The 16,362-nt window shown below is 67.1% G+C and carries 19 protein-coding genes; 7 read left to right on the top strand and 12 right to left on the bottom strand.

Annotation, left to right across the window (positions count from 1 at the left end):
* Positions 1-50: 50 nt before the first annotated feature.
* Both AC1DF4_RS11435 and AC1DF4_RS11430 read left to right on the top strand, forming a co-directional pair.
* Positions 51-476, top strand: coding sequence for a GNAT family N-acetyltransferase (locus AC1DF4_RS11435; RefSeq protein ID WP_476913008.1), 426 nt, complete (start codon positions 51-53; stop codon positions 474-476).
* A gap of 123 nt (positions 477-599) precedes the next feature.
* Positions 600-1,037 carry a hypothetical protein gene (locus AC1DF4_RS11430; RefSeq protein ID WP_476913007.1) on the top strand — a complete coding sequence of 146 codons (438 nt, stop codon included), beginning with the start codon at positions 600-602 and terminating at the stop codon, positions 1,035-1,037.
* Positions 1,038-1,072: 35 nt separating this feature from the next.
* Here the strand turns inward: AC1DF4_RS11430 and AC1DF4_RS11425 are convergent, their stop codons facing one another.
* Both AC1DF4_RS11425 and AC1DF4_RS11420 read right to left on the bottom strand, forming a co-directional pair.
* Complete coding sequence (locus AC1DF4_RS11425) at positions 1,073-2,527, bottom strand: HNH endonuclease signature motif containing protein (RefSeq protein ID WP_476913006.1); 1,455 nt, start codon at positions 2,525-2,527, stop codon at positions 1,073-1,075.
* Positions 2,524-2,763, bottom strand: a complete 240-nt coding sequence (locus tag AC1DF4_RS11420) for a hypothetical protein (RefSeq protein WP_476913005.1) — start codon at positions 2,761-2,763, stop codon at positions 2,524-2,526. The genes AC1DF4_RS11425 and AC1DF4_RS11420 overlap by 4 nt, the downstream gene beginning before the upstream one ends.
* 429 nt (positions 2,764-3,192) lie before the next feature.
* Between AC1DF4_RS11420 and AC1DF4_RS11415 the strand changes: the two genes are divergently transcribed.
* Both AC1DF4_RS11415 and AC1DF4_RS11410 read left to right on the top strand, forming a co-directional pair.
* A complete protein-coding gene (locus tag AC1DF4_RS11415) occupies positions 3,193-3,783 on the top strand; it encodes an NUDIX domain-containing protein (RefSeq protein WP_476913004.1) in 591 nt (196 codons plus the stop codon).
* Between the two features lie 75 nt (positions 3,784-3,858).
* Positions 3,859-4,308: a VOC family protein gene (locus AC1DF4_RS11410; RefSeq protein ID WP_476913003.1), complete on the top strand. Its 450-nt coding sequence runs from the start codon at positions 3,859-3,861 to the stop codon at positions 4,306-4,308.
* Here AC1DF4_RS11410 and AC1DF4_RS11405 read toward each other — a convergent pair.
* From AC1DF4_RS11405 to truB, 3 genes are read right to left on the bottom strand one after another with little or no spacing between them, the layout of a single operon-like run.
* Positions 4,305-4,847 (bottom strand): hypothetical protein, encoded by a 543-nt coding sequence (locus AC1DF4_RS11405; protein ID WP_476913002.1) that lies wholly within the window; start codon positions 4,845-4,847, stop codon positions 4,305-4,307. The two genes, AC1DF4_RS11410 and AC1DF4_RS11405, sit on opposite strands and share 4 nt — an antisense overlap.
* Positions 4,848-4,866: 19 nt before the next feature.
* Entirely contained in the window at positions 4,867-5,220 is a 354-nt protein-coding gene (locus AC1DF4_RS11400; protein WP_441405491.1) for a hypothetical protein, read from the bottom strand.
* Positions 5,220-6,188, bottom strand: coding sequence for a tRNA pseudouridine(55) synthase TruB (gene truB, locus AC1DF4_RS11395; RefSeq protein ID WP_476913001.1), 969 nt, complete (start codon positions 6,186-6,188; stop codon positions 5,220-5,222). The genes AC1DF4_RS11400 and truB overlap by 1 nt, the downstream gene beginning before the upstream one ends.
* A 93-nt stretch (positions 6,189-6,281) precedes the next feature.
* Between truB and AC1DF4_RS11390 the strand changes: the two genes are divergently transcribed.
* Together AC1DF4_RS11390 and AC1DF4_RS11385 are read left to right on the top strand one after the other, a co-directional pair.
* Positions 6,282-7,439 carry a pyridoxal phosphate-dependent aminotransferase gene (locus tag AC1DF4_RS11390; protein ID WP_476913000.1) on the top strand — a complete coding sequence of 386 codons (1,158 nt, stop codon included), beginning with the start codon at positions 6,282-6,284 and terminating at the stop codon, positions 7,437-7,439.
* A 137-nt stretch (positions 7,440-7,576) separates the two neighbouring features.
* Positions 7,577-7,786: a hypothetical protein gene (locus tag AC1DF4_RS11385; protein ID WP_476912999.1), complete on the top strand. Its 210-nt coding sequence runs from the start codon at positions 7,577-7,579 to the stop codon at positions 7,784-7,786.
* A 56-nt stretch (positions 7,787-7,842) separates the two neighbouring features.
* Here the strand turns inward: AC1DF4_RS11385 and trxA are convergent, their stop codons facing one another.
* On the bottom strand, positions 7,843-8,280 hold the full coding sequence (trxA, locus tag AC1DF4_RS11380; RefSeq protein WP_476912998.1) for a thioredoxin: 438 nt from the start codon (positions 8,278-8,280) through the stop codon (positions 7,843-7,845).
* Positions 8,281-8,382: 102 nt separating this feature from the next.
* Complete coding sequence (locus AC1DF4_RS11375; protein ID WP_476912997.1) at positions 8,383-8,868, bottom strand: nucleoside deaminase; 486 nt, start codon at positions 8,866-8,868, stop codon at positions 8,383-8,385.
* 188 nt (positions 8,869-9,056) lie between these two features.
* Here AC1DF4_RS11375 and AC1DF4_RS11370 point away from each other — a divergent pair, with 188 nt between their 5' ends.
* Positions 9,057-10,184 carry a ScyD/ScyE family protein gene (locus AC1DF4_RS11370; protein ID WP_476912996.1) on the top strand — a complete coding sequence of 376 codons (1,128 nt, stop codon included), beginning with the start codon at positions 9,057-9,059 and terminating at the stop codon, positions 10,182-10,184.
* A gap of 97 nt (positions 10,185-10,281) precedes the next feature.
* Here the strand turns inward: AC1DF4_RS11370 and rbfA are convergent, their stop codons facing one another.
* From rbfA to AC1DF4_RS11345, 5 genes are all read right to left on the bottom strand, one after another.
* Positions 10,282-10,791 carry a 30S ribosome-binding factor RbfA gene (gene rbfA / locus AC1DF4_RS11365; protein ID WP_476912995.1) on the bottom strand — a complete coding sequence of 170 codons (510 nt, stop codon included), beginning with the start codon at positions 10,789-10,791 and terminating at the stop codon, positions 10,282-10,284.
* Between the two features lie 297 nt (positions 10,792-11,088).
* A complete protein-coding gene (infB, locus tag AC1DF4_RS11360; RefSeq protein ID WP_476912994.1) occupies positions 11,089-13,986 on the bottom strand; it encodes a translation initiation factor IF-2 in 2,898 nt (965 codons plus the stop codon).
* A 152-nt stretch (positions 13,987-14,138) separates the two neighbouring features.
* Positions 14,139-14,480: a YlxR family protein gene (locus tag AC1DF4_RS11355; protein ID WP_348994562.1), complete on the bottom strand. Its 342-nt coding sequence runs from the start codon at positions 14,478-14,480 to the stop codon at positions 14,139-14,141.
* Between the two features lie 265 nt (positions 14,481-14,745).
* Positions 14,746-15,726, bottom strand: a complete 981-nt coding sequence (gene nusA / locus AC1DF4_RS11350) for a transcription termination factor NusA (protein ID WP_476912993.1) — start codon at positions 15,724-15,726, stop codon at positions 14,746-14,748.
* Positions 15,726-16,343: a ribosome maturation factor RimP gene (locus tag AC1DF4_RS11345; RefSeq protein ID WP_441405500.1), complete on the bottom strand. Its 618-nt coding sequence runs from the start codon at positions 16,341-16,343 to the stop codon at positions 15,726-15,728. Before AC1DF4_RS11345 ends, nusA begins: the two co-directional genes overlap by 1 nt.
* Between the last annotated feature and the right edge of the window lie 19 nt (positions 16,344-16,362).

The following is a 16,362-nucleotide window of genomic DNA, read 5'->3' as shown; positions in this document are numbered from 1 at the left end:
AGCACCTTCCGCCCGGGCTGTCGGGAATGCCTGTGTGCGACACTGATCCGATGCCAGAGTTCACCGTCCTTGCCGGCCCACCTGATTCCGATTCCGAGGTGCTGTCGCTGTACGAGTCCGTGGGCTGGACCGCCTACACCCGGGACCCCGACGTGCTCGTCAGCGCCATCCGGGGATCTTCCTTCGTTGTCCTGGCCCGGGCTGCCAACGGCGGCCTGGTCGGGCTGGCCCGTGCGGTCTCGGACGACGCGACGATCTGTTACGTGCAGGACATCCTGGTGGATCCGGCATTCCAGAAATCCGGTGCCGGCCGCGCGCTGCTGGAAGCTGTGCAGGCGCGCTACGGGCACGTCCGGCAAATGGTGCTGCTCACGGACAACGAGCCCGGACAGCGCGCCTTCTATGAGGCCCTCGGCTTCACCGAAGGCTCCGATTTCCGCCCGGAACCGATGAGGGTCTTTGCGCAGTTCCGCTAGTCCAGGTTGAGCCCGCTGCCCGCGAACGTTCGCCCTCCCCGTTCACGAATCAGCTCTCCCGTAGACCGCGGTTGCCACGGCGGATATGTTCTGAGCATGCGAAGACCTTGGCAAGCGGCGAGCGTGGGACTTCTGGCGTGCGGCCTGGTGGGTGGTTGCGCTCTGCTGCCCACAACGTCCGAGACTTGCGTCGATTGGATCCACTTCGAGACGCCCCAGGCGCAGTTCGATCAGGCTGCCCTCGTGCTGATCGGCAAGCCCGTTCGGGTGGACGGCGAGACACTCATCTACGGCTATAGGGCGAACGTCTATGTCCTGGAGGTCGAGACCGTCCTCAAAGGTGATCCCGGTCCAGCACCGCTCCGCATCGCATCCACGCCGGTGACGTGCTCCGCAGGAGTCTCCTATCCGGACGGCGATCCGCTTGGGCGGAGCCAGCGGATGCTGATTTACGCCGGCAAGCAGGAGAACGGCTGGCTGACCCAAACTCCGGCGCAGGGTGCGGTTCCGTTCGACGTCGGCGAGCCGCTCCCCTTCAGAGCCTCCGCACCGACGGGCTGACTCCGCCCGACCGTTTCTTGTCCGCACCGAAGGTCTCACTCAAGCCGGAAGAACCGGTTCCGCCGTGGTACCTGGCTCGGATCAAGGTGCGGTGGCGGTACAAACCATGGAACGCCGCTTCGCAGCTGAATGGTCCACTGCTCTTTGTGTATCAAGTGGTGGTGATGCGAGCAGAGCAGCGCTCCGTTGCCGGTCCCGGTGCTCCCGCCGCGGGACCAATAGTCGATGTGGTGGGCCTCGCACCAAGGCGCCGGGATAGTGCACTGGGGAAAGGCGCAGCCCCCGTCCCTCGCGGTGATGGCCTTGCGGATGTGCGGCGGGAAGACCCGCGACGTGCGGCCGATGTCGAGGATCCGGCCTTTTCCGCCCAGCACAATAGGGATGATGTCGGCGTCGCAGGCGATCTTGCGCACTGTCGCGGCGGTGATAGGGCCGGTGAACATCAGCGTTCCTGCGTTGGAGCCAGGACCGCGGGCTTCCGCGTCGGCTCCTCCGAGCCGTTCCAGCAGGTCGCGGTAGTCAATGGTGACCATTACCTGCGGGCGCAGCCCTCCCGCGGCCGGCAGGTCTCCGGCGGCGAGGGCTGCCTTGCAGGCTCCGACAAGGCCGTCAAGGAGCCTCTGGGGCCGGGTGCGCTGATCCAGACGTTCCGCTAGGGCGGCGTCCGCAGCGCAGTCGACGGCGGCATCAGCGTCGGCGTCACCCCCGGTATCGGACCCGCTTGTGGCGGCGGCGGCCGCCGCGTCCGCGCCCAGGTCGGAACGGGATAAAGCGCTGGTCCGCGGGTTGGTGGCTACGTTCATGACCGTGACCAACTGTTCGAACTGGTCTGTTGTGGCGAAGATTTCCATGTGGTGCAGTCCACGACGGGCCCGTCGGATGAAGGCGCCGTGGCGCTGGCGCAACGCCTGTTCGCTGGGTTCCGCGCCGTCCTGGTCTAAGGCGTCCGTCCAGCGCTTGGCGATCCTGGTCAGGAAATCTTGGTCGTTCTCTACCGCTGTCCGGGCCAAGGCATGCTCCATCCGGGCGGCATCGTGGGGCGGGGACACGTGCCGGACCCGCTCGAGGGACAGGCAGACGATCGACGCCGCACGTGAGGCGATGTCCCCGGCGGCAACACCCGCAGCGAGCTCCTCCCTCGCGGCAGGCAGGGGCTGGAATGACATGCCGGTGCGCGGCAGAACATCCGCGGCGAGGGCGAGGCGGCGCCTGGCTTCCGCGGCGCTGATCCGCAGCCGCGCCCGCAGGAATTCTGCGGTCTTCCGGTATCCGTCGTCCACCCATTCCGGTGAAGGATCCGCGCCCTCCGACCCGGTGTTCCAGGTCAGGCCCGACGGGGCAACCACCGAAGTACTCGGTTTGGGGTTCCAGCCCGTCAACCAGCCGGCGGGCGCGTCGGTACCAACCTTCGCCGCAGCGGTCCTCGCTCCGGCCGCTGCCTGGCTCCGGGTCCGGTCGACCGCCCCCGGCCACAAGCTGCAGGAAGTCAACCACACGACAGCTCCTCCACGCGGCCGGCAAAGTCCGTGGCTTCGGTCACCCCGAACAGCGCCGCATCCGGCACGGCCTTCCCGGTGCAAGAGCGCAGCAGGGCAAGCGCCGTCTCCAGGGCGCAGTCCACATCAACCGCCTCGCGTGTAACGGGCGACGGCCGGGGAATCGCAAAGAGCAACCCGGCACCAGGCCGGGTGGCCTGTGGCAGGATGACATCTTCACTGGCTTTCATGGCCGAGTTCTTCCTTGAGGCTTTAACGTTCTGGGGCCGGAACTTTGTGGAATCTCCCGTAGAAAATTCGAGTGTAGAGAAGCTGTGATCACCAGGCCCGGTGAGTGATCCGCTGCCCCGGCTGCAATGTGGGCCCACTCCCAATGCTTCCCGATTCCAGCTCTGGTGGACCTAATTGATTCCCGTATGTGGATAACTGAAATGTTGGCCGGCAGTTTCCGTTGGCGAACCCCGACCGGAACGGCGGGGCGGGTATCGACGGTGTTGGATTGAATCTCAACGCCAGTCTGCTGCGACAAAGACGGGAAACCGCCCGCAATCGGCGGATGGATCCCGCCGCGCCCACCCTGCGCGCAACCCGTCGGACCGGCCAGTCCCGCGGGGTCACACTTCTCCAAGGACGAGCAGTGCCCGTGGCACACTGAGGGCATGGACAGCTCTGTCGCCCCGACTTCCAGTGCGGCCCTACCCGACGACGCTCACCCCGGGAATGTGCGGCCCGGCGTAGCTCATTCCACCGAGCTGCCTTTCGAGCTGCGCCGTCCCCTCGGTCCCCGTGATCCCGGCGATGCCTGGGTTGAGGGCGACCGCGGACGGTTCTGGGGGCGCTTCGGCTCGGCGGGGCTGCTGGTTCATGACCCCGAAAAGGGCATCCTGCTGCAGCACCGCGCCCTGTGGAGCGATCAGGGCGGCACCTGGGGACTCCCTGGCGGCGCCCTGCACCAAGGCGAAGAAGCAGTCCAAGGCGCCTTGCGCGAGGCGAAGGAAGAAGCTGCCGTCCCGCCGGAAAACGTCCGGGTCCTGTTCACCTCGGTGTTCGACGTCGGCTACTGGACCTACACGACCGTCGCCGTCGAAGTCGTGGAAGCGTTCGACCCGGAAATCAGCGACCCGGAAAGCCTGGAGCTGCAGTGGGTGCCGGTTGAGCACGTCGCAGACAAGGAGCTGCACCCCGGTTTCGGGGCGGCCTGGCCGGGCCTTCGCCGCAGACTCACGGGGCTCGACGACGGGAAGGACTGAGCCCAAACGTCCGCCCGGGCGGCAGCGAGGAAAGCGGGCATTCCGCACAGGAATAATCCGTCCTAGGGTTCCGGTATGACTACCGACAACCACGCCCCGCCTCCCGTCCGGCAGCTGCGCCTCGTCGTCGAAACTGAGGACTTCGACGCCGCCCTGACCTTCTACCGGGATGTTCTCGGACTCGTGGAACGCGAGGTGGTCCCCAGCGAGGGGGACGCGCGCATCACAATCCTGGAAGCGGGTCGGGCCACCCTGGAGCTCTCCAACCCCGCGCAGGTCAAGTACATCGACCAGGTGGAAGCTGACGGTCAGCCGAGCGCCCGGATCCGGGTTGCCTTCGAAGTTGACGACGCGGCATCAGCGACCCGGGACCTCGTGGAAGCGGGCGGCACGCTCATCGCGGAACCACGGGAGACGCCGTGGCGCTCGCTGAACGCACGGCTGAACGGCCCTGCCGGGCTCCAAATCACGCTGTTCCAGGAACTGGACCAGCCCGCGGACCCGCGCCCGGACGAGGAGGCTTAGGCCTGCTTCGGCGCCGGCCGGCGGCGGTACAGCCAGATCAGGCCCAGGATCGGCAGCAGCAGCGGGATGAACGCATAACCGCGGCCGAACAAGGACCAGACGGTCTCATGCGGGAAGTTCACGGAGTCGAACACGCTGAGCGCCCCGACCACCAGCACGCCCACGAGTTCCACGAGCACAGCCGCGACGGACACCTTGAACCAGGTGCGGCCGGACTTCGCGAGGGACACCGTCGCCACGAGATAGACGACGGCGGCGAACGCCGACAGCAGGTAGGCCAGGGGGGCTTCGGAGAATTTGGTGAGGATCTGGTATCCCGCCCGCGCTGTCGCCGAGATCGCGAACACGGCGTAGACGGCGATCAGGAGCCGGCCGGGGCCGGTGTTACGGGTGTCCCGCGCCGCCGAAGCGCTGGCCGGTGCCGCAGCCGGGCCGGAACCGGCGGCGTTGGTGCCGGCAGTGGCGCCGGCAGAGCCGTTGTCCGCCGGGACCGCTCCCGGCGTCGTTCCGATGTCTTCGTGCGAAGGTTTCGCCGTCACGTTCTTTGCCTCTTCCACGTCAGTACCAAATCTGATTCATCCGGGCCGCCATCACCAGGGCGGTGACGCCGACGGCGGCCAGCACGAAGTTGCTCCACCGGGTGCGTTCCAGGATGGCCCAGTACACCGCCCCGACGGGCAGCAGCAGCGCGGTCAACAGGTAGCCCCAGAATTCCCACGGCTCCCCCGCGATCTGTTCCCCGGCCGCGACCCGGACGATTGAACCGACCAGGTACACAAGCAGGGACAGTTCGACGGCGGCCACCGAGAGGATCGTTGTGTCGTTCGGGGCCTTCTTGAGGATGCCAGCGGCCAGGCAGATGACGGTGGAGACCAGCCCGACCACCAAAATGATGTAAAAATACGCGTCCACTACTGCCCGGCCTGCTGTTCCGCCGTCGGGGGTTTCGGAGCACGCTTCTCGTTGTCCGGCGCGAAGACCAGCACCGGTTTGGCGTAGCTGCCCTTGTCAGCGAGCAGCGCAACAAGAGTCCCGTCCGGGGCGAAGCCGGCGGCCGGATTCTCCGGCGTGGCTGCACCCGGAGTCCCCGCGGCCGCACCGGCGGCGATCCTGCGGCCGAAGGAAATCTCCGTGGTCTCTTCATCACTGAGTTCACGGTTGGGCATCAGTGCCCGGGCGGCCTGGGACATTTCCAGCACGTCCAGCTCTTCGGCGAGCTGTTCGAGGGTGTGGGCCTGGTCCAGCGTGTAGGGGCCCACCTGGGTTCGACGCAGCGCCGTCAGGTGGCCGCCGACGCCGAGCGCCTCGCCGAGGTCGCGGGCCAGTGCCCGGATGTACGTGCCAGAGGAGCACTCCACGGTGACATCCACATCGAGGACATCCACGTCCAGTGCCTCGCCGCCGCGCTCCGGACGGAGCCCGTGCACCTCGAAGCGGTGGATGGTGACCGGCCGGGCGGCCAGCTTGACCTCTTCACCGGACCGGACCCGCGCGTAGGCGCGCTCTCCGTTGACCTTGATGGCGCTGACGCTGCTGGGAACCTGTTCGATCTCCCCGGTCAGGGCCGCGACGCCGGCGCGCACTGCTTCCTCGGTGACGGAGGCGGCGCTGCGCGTGGCCGTGACCTCGCCCTCGGCGTCGTCGGTGACAGTTGATTCGCCCAGGCGGATGGTGGCCGTATAGGTCTTGGAGGTGCCCACGATATAGGTGAGCAGCCGGGTGGCCTTGTTGATGCCGACCACCAGGACGCCCGTAGCCATGGGGTCCAGCGTTCCGGCGTGGCCCACCTTTCGGGTACCGGCGAGCCGCCGCATCCGTCCAACCACATCGTGGCTGGTCCAGCCTTGCGGCTTGTCCACTATTACCAGTCCAGAAAGCACGCTCCCCAGTATATCTGCGCCGGAGCCGCCCCCGGAGCCGGGGGCCGCGCACGTCCCCCGCCGCCGCGGGCCGCGGCGGCTAGGATGGCAGACATGCCCGAGCTTGCCGCCCACGTCCGCGACGTCCCCATCAACCAGATCCGCGAGATCACCGAAGCCGCCTGGGGAACTCCCGGCGCCATCGTCCTGAGCATCGGGGAACCGGGGTTCGCCGTCCCCCGCCACATCCTCGAAGCCGGGATGGCCTGCCTGGACCGCGACGAAACGAACTACACCCCCAACGCGGGCATCCCGGCCCTGCGCGAGGCGTTCGCCGCGAGGTTCCGTGAGCACAACGCGACGCCGGTCGGAGCGGACCGCGTCTACGTCGTCGACGGCGCCCAGCAGGGCCTGCACTTCGCGATGAGCCTGCTGCTCTCCCCCGGCGACGAAATACTGATCCCCAATCCGGGCTATCCCACGTTCGCCATGACCAGCAGCCTGCTCCACGCCGTCCCGGTGCAGTACCCGCTCTACCCCGGGCACGACTTCCAGCCCCGGATCGCGGACATCGAGGAGCTCATCACCCCGCGGACCAAGGTGCTGATCCTTAACTCGCCGTCCAACCCGCTGGGCGCCGTCCTGGGCGAAGAGCTCACCCGCAGCCTCGTTGAACTGGCCGTCCGGCACGATCTGTGGATCATCTCCGACGAATGCTACGAGGCGTTCACCTACGACGTTCCGCATGTGAGCCCGGCCCGCTTCGACAGCGACGTCCCGGGCGAAGCCCGCGTGTTCACCTCGCTCACGCTATCCAAGACCTACGGCTTGACCGGCCTGCGCATCGGCGCCCTGATCTGCCCGCCAGGCCTGGAGCAGAAGATGAACAACGTGATGGAGGCGATTGTCTCCTGTGTCGCCTCGCCTTCGCAGTACGCGGCGCTGGCCGCACTCACGGGCCCGCAGGACTATGTCAGCCACGCCCACGCGCACTACCGGGCCAACCGGGACGCCGCCTCGGCAGTATTGGAGTCCAAGGGAATTCCGTTCCTCACGGCGCAGGGCGCCTTTTACCTTTGGGCCGATGTGTCCCACGTCAGCGGCGGGGACGTCCGCTCGTGGGTCCGCCGCTTCCTGGCCGACTCCGGGGTGGCTTTCGCCCCCGGCACCGCCTTCGGCTCGATCGGCGAGGGCTGGATCCGGATTGCGCTGTGCAGCAGCCAGGCTGAGCTCGTGGAAGGCCTCGGCCGGCTCCCGTCCCGGCTGGGCTGAGACCCGGGGACCAGCGGGCCCCAGTCCCCTACCGCCGGGAGCCCGGAGCGCCTACCCTGAGCGCATCGCGTGCGCTTCGCGTGCCGTCCCGGGATGTGCCGGGATCGGAGTTTCCGGGATCGGTCAGGGAGGTTCACATGTGGTGGCAGGACTTGCTATGGGGCATCTGGAACGGGCTCACGGCGTGGATCGTGCTGATCGCCCACGTCTTCGGGCAGTGGAGCGAGTTCCCGTTCTATAACTCTGCCCGCGCGGGAAACTGGTACGACTTCGGCTTCCTGCTGGGGGTGGGCTCGCCCTTCCTGGGCGGCCTGGGTGCCAAGGGAGCGAGGAGCAAGCGCCGCTGAAGGCACCGCTTCCTCCATCTCGCCATCCCCCCGTCTCCGCCTCACCGTTGGGACAGTCACGGGCGGCCCGGCGCCAGCGCACCGTCGAGCCATTGGCGCAGGGCCGCCGCCGGCGGAGCGCCCGCCTGGCGGGCCACTACTTTGCCGTCCCTGATCAGCAGCATGGTCGGAATGGCCTGGATGTCGAAGCGCTGTGAGAGCGCCGGTGACTTGTCGACGTCGACCTTGACAAGTTTGACCCGGCCGGCGCGTTCCTGGGCCAGCTTGTCGAGCACGGGGCTGACCATGCGGCACGGTCCGCACCATGCCGCCCAGAAGTCGATCAGGGCAGGAGTCGAGGACTGCTCGGCGACGACGGCGAAGTCGGCATCGCCGGCGTCGACGATCCAGGGCAGGTCCTGGCGGCAGTTGCCGCAGCGCGGGTGGCCGGCCGCCGCCGCGGGAATCCGGTTGGTCTTCCCGCAATGGGGGCACTTGATCAGGCTGGAGGCCACGGCCCGCCGCCTTCCCGAGTCCCCGCAGTCATGGTTCCATGGGACGCCCCGGCACGGGGCGGGCATAGAGTCCAAAGTCCCCGGCTGCCCTTCGGCGCCGCCTCAGTACTCGATGCGGTCCGGGTTATCGCGCCACGCCTGGAAGGGAACGTCCGACGCCGGGACTGCCCTTTGGCGCACCGGCATAAGGTCCGGCCTGGTCCCGTCGAAATACTCGTAGAACAGCGCGTCGTCGAAGCCGGCGGCAGCGGCCGCGTGGCGGTCGGCGGCGAAGTAGACGGTGCCCACACGGGCCCAGAGGGCCGCGGCGAGGCACAGCGGGCACGGTTCACAGCTGGCATAAAGCACGGCGCCGCTGAGGTCGAAGTTGGCGGACGCAGCCGCTGCCGTGCGGATGGCCACCACTTCGGCGTGCGCCGTGGGGTCGTTGTCCCGCGTGACCCGGTTGACGCCCTCATGGATGCGCCCGTCGGCAGTGACCACCAGCGCCCCGAACGGTCCGCCGCCCGCAGCCACACTCCCGGCGGCGAGCCGGATCGCCTGATCCAGGAAGCGGTTGATGTCCGGAGCTGAGGGAGGCGTGACCATGGTCCGATCATAGCCAGCAACACCGTCGGTTGGGGGCGACCCTGGCCCGCCGCGGGGCCATCGACTTTGCCTCTCCGAGGGCCTAATATCCGCTTTAGGGGGCCGCCATGAATTCTCCGGCCGCCAACATACCGGTCTCATTGGTCTCAACGATGTGGATACTTCATCACTCGCCACGGGAGCCAACCATGAGAAAGAGTTTGTCATTGCTAGCCACGGCCGCCACGGCTGCCGTGTTCCTCTCGACCGGGACAGCCGCCGGCGCGGCCCCCGGCGGGAATACCGCAGGGAACGACGGCGGGAAGGAACCCGTTGTGCTCACCGGCGGGCTGGTGGGTCCGCTCCACCTCAGCGCCGGGCACCACGGCTCCGTGACGGTGAGCGAGTCCTTCGCCGGCCGGCTGACCAGGGTCGACTCCGCGGGGAGCCAGGAAGTCTTGTACGAAAACCCTGACTGGAGCGTGGCGGGCAACGCACAGCGGGACGGTTCGACGTATTTCCTGGAGAGCCAGGGCGCCGGGCCCGATCCTGCCGAGCTGGCCGGCCACATCCGCATTATCGACGAAGAAGGCCACCAGCGGACCCTCGGCGATTTTGCCGCTTTGGAGACGGAGGACAACGCCGACCAGACAAACCGGTACGGCTTCCGTAGTCTGCCGGACGGCTGCGCGGCGCAGCTGCCCGCCAACATGCCAGAGACTTACAAGGGTGAAATTGATTCGCACCCGTACGGCATCGCCCTCGCCGATGAAACCATCTACGTCGCGGATGCCGGGGCCAACAGTGTGGTCTCCGTTGACACCGGGAACGGCAAGACCAAGACCGTCGCGGTACTCCCGCCGCGGCCATACAAGATCACCGCGGAAGCAGCCGCTTCCAACGGCCTGCCGGACTGCGTCGTGGGAACGACGTACGACTTCGAGCCCGTCCCGACCGATGTCGCCGTCGGGCATGACGGCTGGCTGTATGTCACCACGCTCCCGGGCGGACCGGAGGATCCGGCCCTCGGCGCCCGCGGGGCGATCTTCAAGGTGAGCCCGGACGGGGACGAAGTGAAGCTCGTTGCGGAGGACATCATGTCGCCCACGGGACTCGCCCTGGCCGACAACGGCGACATGTACGTTGCCTCGCTCTTCGGCGAAGGGGTCCTGAGGATCGACCCGGATTCGGGCGAACAGACAGTGGTGCTCGCCGCCGGCTTCACGGCCGACGTGGACCTCCGCGGGGAAACCCTCTACGCCACGGCCAACGCACTGCCCGGACCCGACGGCCCGCCCGACGGCCAGGTGATGTATGTGGAACTGCACAGCCACTGATCGACCCTGAGGCCTCACAGAAATGGCCGGTCCCCCCAAAGGGGCCGGCCATTTTCCTTGTGCAAAACGCGTTGTTCGGGACTGCGTCGACGCTGGACTACTTGTTGCTGTCCTCGTCGACGTCGTCTTCGTCGATAAGGTCCAGGTCCTCTTCGTCGAAGTCGTCCTCGTCGAGCTCCACGTCCTGCGGAGTGTCGCTCTTGTAGGGGTCTGCGTCGCCGGCGTGCTTGGCGCTGGCGGCAAGTGCGGCCACCTCGGCGTCGCGCTTCTTCGCTTCGCGCAGCAGTTCCTCAAGGTTCGAGGCCACCACGGGAATCTGGTCGGCGATGAATTCCAGAGTCGGCGTCAGCCGAACGGTGATGTTGCGGCCGACCTCCTGCCGCAGCACACCCTTGGCCTTCTCCAGCCCCTTGGCGGCCTCGGCCTGGACCAGCTGGTCACCGAACACCGTGTAGTAGACCGTGGCGTGCTGAAGATCGTTGGTCACACGCGCATCGGTTACAGTGACGCCCTCAAGCCGCGGATCCTTAACCCTCCGGCCCAGCGCCTCAGCAACAACAACCTTAATCCGCTGCGCCAACTTGGCAGCCCGTGCGGGATCAGCCATTTCCACTCCTAAAAATTTTGGATGTACGACGGCGCGTTAACGGCTTACGTACACACTTCTGGTTTGTTGCCACGCGCCCAAAGCGAGTCTACGACGGACCCGTTGGATTCTTTCCGGCGGCCTGGGTGGCATCCAAGGCGGCCGCCGAGGGACCCGATGCGAGCTTGCGAGCATTGGGAAGGCTGACGCCGCTGTCGGAGCCGGGCGGTTTGCGATCGAAGATCGAAAACCGTCCGGCGAAGGGGCGGGGCCGCCGGAAAGAATCCAGCGGCCCCGCACCTCTAACGCTAGGACACTTTAGACGCGCGGCTTTTCGCGCATCTCGAAGGTCTCGATGATGTCACCCTCGGTGATGTCGTTGAACGAACCAAGACCGATACCACACTCGAAGTCCGTGCGGACCTCGGTGGCGTCGTCCTTGAAGCGCTTGAGCGTCTCAACGGTGAGGTTGTCGCCGATGATCTTGCCGTCGCGGCTGATGCGGGCCTTGGCGTTGCGTCGGATAACACCCGAGCGCACGATCGAGCCTGCAATGTTGCCGAACTTGGAGGAACGGAACACTTCGCGGACCTCGGCGGTGCCAAGCTGGTGCTCTTCGTACTCCGGCTTGAGCATGCCCTTGAGGGCTGCCTCAATGTCATCGATTGCTGCATAGATGACGGAGTAGAAGCGCATGTCCACGCCTTCGCGGTCTGCCAGTTCGGCAACACGCTCGGCGGGCTTGACGTTGAAGCCGATGATGACGGCGCTGTCGACCGTCGCCAGGTTGACGTCGTTCTGGGTGATCGCACCGACACCGCGGTGGATAACGCGGAGCTGGACACCCTCGCCGACGTCGATCTTGAGCAGCGCGTCTTCGAGGGCTTCCACGGCACCGGACACGTCACCCTTGAGGATGAGGTTGAGGGTGTCGATCTTGCCATCGGCGACGGCCTGGTCGAAGTCTTCCAGGCTGATGCGCTTGCGGCGCTTGGCCAGGGCGGCGTTGCGGTCCGCAGCTTCACGCTTCTCGGCGATCTGGCGGGCGGTGCGCTCGTCAGCGGTCACGAAGAAGGTGTCGCCGGCGCGCGGGACGTTGGACAGACCCAGCACCTGCACGGGGCGGGACGGACCCGCCTGGGTGAGGGCGCTGCCGTCGTCGTCGAACATCGCACGGACGCGGCCGTGGGCCGTGCCTGCCACGATGGTGTCGCCGACGTTCAGGGTGCCGGACTGAACCAGGACAGTAGCAACCGCACCGCGGCCCTTGTCCAGGTTGGCTTCAATCGCGATACCGCGGGCGTCCTTGTTCGGGTTGGCGCGCATGTCCAGGGCTGCGTCTGCGGTGAGCAGGACGGCCTCGAGCAGCTCGTCGATGTGCAGGTTCTGGCGGGCAGAGACCTCCACGAACATGGTGTCGCCACCGTACTCTTCCGGAACCAGTCCGTACTCGGTCAGCTGGCCGCGGACCTTCTCCGGGTTGGCGCCTTCCTTGTCGATCTTGTTCACGGCCACGACGATCGGCACGTTGGCCGCCTGCGCGTGGTTAAGGGCTTCAATGGTCTGCGGCATTACGCCGTCGTCCGCTGCAACCACCAGGATGGCGATGTCGGTGACCTTAGCACCACGGGCACGCATGGCGGTGAACGCCTCGTGGCCCGGAGTATCGATGAAGGTGATCTTGCGATCGGTACCCTCGTGAGCGTGTGTGACCTGGTATGCACCGATGTGCTGCGTGATGCCGCCGTGCTCGCCCGCCATAACGTCGGACTTGCGGATGGCATCGAGCAGGCGGGTCTTACCGTGGTCGACGTGACCCATGACGGTGACAACCGGAGGACGTGCCTCAAGTTCCTCGTCGCCTTCGGCTTCGAGTTCGGCTTCGAAGTCGATGTCGAAGCCGGACAGGAGCTCGCGCTCCTCGTCCTCCGGGGACACGACCTGGAGCTTGTAGCCAAGCTCCTCGCCGAGCAGGGCGAACGTCTCTTCATCCAGCGACTGCGTGGCCGTAGCCATTTCGCCGAGGTGGAAGAGCACGGTCACCAGTGCGGCGGGGTTCGCCTCGATCTTGTCGGCAAAGTCCGTGATGGACGAGCCACGGCGAAGCCGGACTACGGTGTTGCCGTCGCCGCGGGGAACGCTTACGCCGCCCAGCGACGGAGCACTCATCTGCTCGAGTTCCTGGCGCTTGGCACGCTTCGACTTGCGCTGCTTGCCACGGCCTGCGCCGCCCTTGCCGAAAGCACCCTGGGTGCCACCGCGACCGCGGCCACCCTTGCCGAAGCCACCGCCGGCCGGAGCGCCGCCACCGGCACCGGGAGCACCGGTACCTGGAGCGCCACCCGGGCGTCCCGGACCGCGGGCTCCGCCGCCGGGACGTCCTGCACCAGCAGGTGCCGGGCGTTCGGTGCGGTTAGGCATCATGCCGGGAGTCGGACGGTTTCCGCCGGCCCCTGCCGGACGGCCGGCGCCAGCTGCGCCGGCCGGACGCGGAGCACCCGGGCGTGCACCCGGAGCGCCACCGGTGCGGGGAGCACCGGGACGGGGACCGCCAGCGCCTGCTGCGGGACGCGGGCCGCCGGGGCGTTCGCCCTCGGTGCGGCTTCCGCCCGGACGCGGCATGCCCTGCGAAGGAGCGAACGGGTTGTTGCCCGGACGCGAGGGACGATCGTTGTCGCCGCCGCGGCCGCGGGGCATGCCCTGGGACGTGGCGAACGGGTTGTTGCCGGGACGGGGACCGCCCGGGCGGGGTGCCGAGCCCTGGCGTGCCGGAGCAGCCGGGGTTTCAGCCTTGGGTGCCGGACGCGCGCCGGGCTTGATGCCCGTCGACGGCGCCGCCGGAGCCTGGGCAGCGGGTGCTGCCGGTGCGGCGGGGGCTGCCGGGGCAGCAGCGGGTGCCGGAGCAGCTGCTGCCGGTGCCGGAGCTTCAGTCTTGGTTTCTGCAGCCGCCGGCGCTGTCGGAGCAGCCGGTGCCGGCGCGGGCGCCGGACGGGATGCCGAGGGGCTGGCGGGTGCCTTGGGGGCGGACGCAGGCGCTTCAGACTTCGAAGCTGCTGCTGCGTCGGGGAACGCGTTGCGGAGTTTACGCACAACGGGGGCCTCAATGGTGGAAGAGGCAGAGCGAACGAATTCGCCCAGTTCCTGCAGTTTGGTTACTGCATCTTTGGAAGTAATACCGAGCTCTTTAGCAAGCTCATGTACGCGGACCTTGGCCACATTTCTCCTGTCTCGGTCCGCACCGAGCCAGGCACGAACCGTCTACTTCTTACTGCGGACCTCCGCCGCGAGTGCAGCTGAAAGGTCCATTGCAGAGCGCAACAAAGTTGTCATCGTTGCGCACTCATCGCTGGGAACTCATCGGGTTTCCATCAGTTTTCTGACCCGCTTTCAGGTTGGACGGTTGTTGCTGCGGCCACCGGGGTGTCCACGGCTTGCGTGCCTGCCAGGATCCGGCGCTCGACGTCGGCCGTTCCGGCAGCGCCGTTGAGGGCGCGACCGAACGCTCGACGTTTGACCGCCAGTGCCAGGCACTTTTCGCTGGGGTGCAGCCATGCACCCCTGCCAGCCATCCGGCGTCGTTCATCCACTACGACGGCGGATGAACCGCTGCCGTCGGCGACGAGCCGGAGTAGCTCCGACCGCGACCCTTTTTTCCGGCATCCGATGCAGGTACGCTGCGGCTGATTCTCGAGGTGTTGCACGTGTGCCACTTACGAGTATCTTCCTGCCAGTACATATCTGCCGGCCCCGGGCTTCCGGCGCTTGCCAGGCGATGATGTTGAGGACAACAGCTTCGCCGGACCAACCCGGACGCGTCGAGGACACGCGGATACCGGCCGTTAGGCGCGGTCATGTCTATTCTAGCCCCTCAGGCGCCCGGCCCCCGAACTTGCGGGAACCCGGACGCCGGCGGGCGGGACCTGAGCCGGGACCCCGATGTGGGGTCCGCGGTGGTCAGGGCCGCTTCGTTGGAGCCTATTTGTCGCGGGCGACCGCGGCGTCGGAGACGATGTCGATCCGCCAGCCCGTGAGCTTGGCGGCGAGGCGGGCATTCTGGCCCTCCTTGCCGATCGCGAGCGAGAGCTGGTAGTCCGGGACCACCACGCGGGCCGAGCGGGTTGCCTCGTCCGTGATGGTGACCGAATTCACCCGCGACGGGGAGAGTGCGCTGGCGATGAACGTCGCCGGATCGTCGCTGTAGTCGACAATGTCGATCTTCTCGTCGTTGAGTTCGTTCATGACTGCCCGGACGCGCGAGCCCATTTCGCCGATGCAGGCACCCTTGGCGTTGATGCCGGGGTTGTTGGCCTTGACGGCCATCTTGGTGCGGTGACCGGCCTCGCGGGCCAGGGCAACGATTTCCACGGAGCGGTCCGCAATTTCCGGAACTTCCATTTCGAAGAGCTTCCGCACGAGGCCCGGATGGGACCGGGACAGCGTGATGGACGGACCCTTGGTGCCGCGGTGCACGTCAATCACGAAGGCGCGGAGACGGTTGCCGTGGGTGTACTTCTCCCCCGGCACCTGCTCGGGCGGCGGCAGCAGTGCCTCCACCGTGCCCAGGTTGACCTGGATCATGTGCGGGTTGTTGCCCTGCTGGATGGTGCCGGCCACAAGCTCGCCCTCGCGGCCCTTGAACTGGCCCAAAACGTTGTCGTCCTCAGCGTCCCGGAGGCGCTGCAGGATAATCTGCCGTGCGGTGCTTGCCGCGATGCGTCCGAAGCCCGCGGGCGTGTCCTCGAATTCGCCGACCGGGGCGCCGTCGTCGTCGATCTCGGTGGCCCAGATGGTGACGTGGCCGCTCTTGCGGTCCAGCTCGGCCCGGGCCTTCTCGAAGGCGCCCGGCGTCTTGTGGTAGGCCACCAGCAGGGCCTGCTCGATGGTCGGAATCAGGAGATCCAGCGGGATTTCACGCTCACGCTCCAGGAGTCTCAGTGCGCTCATGTCAATATCCATTAGGCCTCCTCAGAAGGTCCATTGTTTGCGTTCTCCAGGCCGGCCTCTTCGAGGTGGCTGAACTCTATCTCGACTTTTCCACTGCGGATCCTGTCGAAAGGAAGCTTCACGGGCTCGCCCTGTTTGGGCTTCATGCCCTTCTTCACGGTGATCTCCGGGACCAGCGTCACGCCGCCGTCGTCGACGGACTGGACCCGGCCGGTGACGTTCTCACCCTGCAGGACGTTGACCTTGACCATGCGGCCGCGGGCGCGGTACCAGTGCCGCTCTTCAGTGAGCGGCCGGCCGACGCCGGGCGAGGAAACTTCGAGCTCGTAGGGGCGTGAGTCGGTGCTGGGATCGTTGTCCAGGGTGTCGGAGAGGGTCTTGGAGATCTCCGCGATGACGTCGAGGCCGACGCCCCCGGTCTCCTCCTGCGGCAGGTCCACTACTACGTGGACCACCCGGTTGGCTCCGGCGACGTGAATGGAAACGTCCTCCAGGTACAGCCGGTTTGCCAGTACCTCGGGCTCCAGGAGGGCATGCAGCCGCTCGGCCTCGAAGTTGTGAGCGGGTGCGGCTTCAGCCTTCCCCGTCCCGGTCCGGTCTGTTGAAGTCGTGGCTTCTGCGTTGGTCATGATGCCGGCCGCCTCCCGC

Source organism: Arthrobacter sp. 05N429, assembly GCF_056397045.1.
Note: the sequence above shows the minus strand (reverse complement) of the source record. Positions and strands in the feature narration are given on the sequence as shown.

Bases quoted from the DNA above. Each gene is read 5' to 3' on its own strand.
- AC1DF4_RS11420 (WP_476913005.1), bottom strand. From the start codon at position 2,763: ATGAAAGCCAGTGAAGATGTCATCCTGCCACAGGCCACCCGGCCTGGT.
- AC1DF4_RS11390 (WP_476913000.1), top strand. From the start codon at position 6,282: ATGCCCGAGCTTGCCGCCCACGTCCGCGACGTCCCCATCAACCAGATC.
- rbfA (WP_476912995.1), bottom strand. From the start codon at position 10,791: ATGGCTGATCCCGCACGGGCTGCCAAGTTGGCGCAGCGGATTAAGGTT.
- AC1DF4_RS11415 (WP_476913004.1), top strand. From the start codon at position 3,193: ATGGACAGCTCTGTCGCCCCGACTTCCAGTGCGGCCCTACCCGACGAC.
- AC1DF4_RS11385 (WP_476912999.1), top strand. From the start codon at position 7,577: ATGTGGTGGCAGGACTTGCTATGGGGCATCTGGAACGGGCTCACGGCG.
- AC1DF4_RS11370 (WP_476912996.1), top strand. From the start codon at position 9,057: ATGAGAAAGAGTTTGTCATTGCTAGCCACGGCCGCCACGGCTGCCGTG.
- AC1DF4_RS11345 (WP_441405500.1), bottom strand. From the start codon at position 16,343: ATGACCAACGCAGAAGCCACGACTTCAACAGACCGGACCGGGACGGGG.
- AC1DF4_RS11375 (WP_476912997.1), bottom strand. From the start codon at position 8,868: ATGGTCACGCCTCCCTCAGCTCCGGACATCAACCGCTTCCTGGATCAG.
- AC1DF4_RS11410 (WP_476913003.1), top strand. From the start codon at position 3,859: ATGACTACCGACAACCACGCCCCGCCTCCCGTCCGGCAGCTGCGCCTC.
- nusA (WP_476912993.1), bottom strand. From the start codon at position 15,726: ATGGATATTGACATGAGCGCACTGAGACTCCTGGAGCGTGAGCGTGAA.
- AC1DF4_RS11435 (WP_476913008.1), top strand. From the start codon at position 51: ATGCCAGAGTTCACCGTCCTTGCCGGCCCACCTGATTCCGATTCCGAG.